Origin of the sequence: Mesorhizobium sp. M7A.F.Ca.CA.001.08.2.1 (assembly GCF_003998455.1) — a bacterium.
Taxonomy (GTDB): domain Bacteria; phylum Pseudomonadota; class Alphaproteobacteria; order Rhizobiales; family Rhizobiaceae; genus Mesorhizobium; species Mesorhizobium ciceri.
In genome coordinates, this window is record NZ_RZPW01001236.1 from 1 (window position 1) to 1,009 (window position 1,009).

Consider the following 1,009-nt stretch of genomic DNA (forward strand, 5'->3'; position numbering starts at 1 on the left):
CATCCAGACCGTGCCGGCGGTGATCGCCCTGGTCGCGGTATTGCTCGGCTGGTAAAAAGGACGCCCGCGGGATCGCTCTCGAAGGCGCCAGGCGGTTCCTTCCTCTTGGACCGTTTCGGGCGCTATGGCCTCAGCCGTTCGGGTAATTGCCGCCGTCGGCGCCGTCGCCGATCATGAAGCCGCTGCCGGTGTCGATCATCAGCCGCTGGTCGACATTGTCGAGACGGCGCAGCAGATCATGGTATTGCGCGGCCGGTATCCTGCCGTGATCGGAGGCGGCGACTTTCTCGGCCGCCTGATTGATGTGGGCCGTGCGCATTTCCAGGCGTTCCGCCACAGCCGGGGTGATGTTGTTGGCCCGTCTTGCGTCCACGATGCCCTGCCGGACGCCCTGCACCTGTTGGATAAGCGCCTCGACACGCGGGCCAGTCATATCGGTTGGATCGGTCGCGTCGAGAGCGCCCTTGTGATGGCCCGCGGCATAGGCGCCAGCAAGCGGAACGGCGATGAGGAGCGCCGTGAGTGTTGCAGTTCTAAGCGAGGTCTTGGGAGTAAAAGAGCGCATCACGCGTCTCCTCTTGTAGAGGGAGGCGGCGGTTGTCCGCCTGCCTTCCAGCCTTGGGCCGTCCGGTTCCGTCGCGTCGCGATGAGGGGGGATTCATCGCCGGCGGTTCTCGGCCCGGGCGGCAGGCTAGGACCGCCCTGCGACAATGTGTAATTAAAAAAAGATAATCTTTTCAGGCCTTGCCGGCGTCCATCTGCGCCCTAGGGTTGAACCGGCGAACAAGTTCGCGTGATTTTGGATCAACGTTCGGTGAGCTTCAGTTCAATACGGCGGTTCTTGTTGCGCGCCTCTTCGGTGTCGGCGGGATCGAGGGGCTGGAACTCACCGAAGCCTGCCGCGACCAGGCGGTTGGCCGGCACGCCGTTCTCGATCAGAAATTTCACCACCGAGGTCGAACGCGCCGTCGACAGTTCCCAATTGTCGCGGTAGCGGCCGGTGCCGGAG

General features: G+C 63.5%; 2 protein-coding genes. Both read right to left on the reverse strand.

Going from position 1 to position 1,009, the window contains the following annotated elements:
• Window positions 1-130: 130 nt before the first annotated feature.
• A complete protein-coding gene (locus tag EN914_RS36470; protein WP_024502913.1) occupies window positions 131-565 on the reverse strand; it encodes a hypothetical protein in 435 nt (144 codons plus the stop codon).
• A gap of 239 nt (window positions 566-804) precedes the next feature.
• The coding region (locus EN914_RS36475; RefSeq protein WP_164779219.1) for an OmpA family protein at window positions 805-1,009 on the reverse strand (205 nt) is incomplete at its 5' end.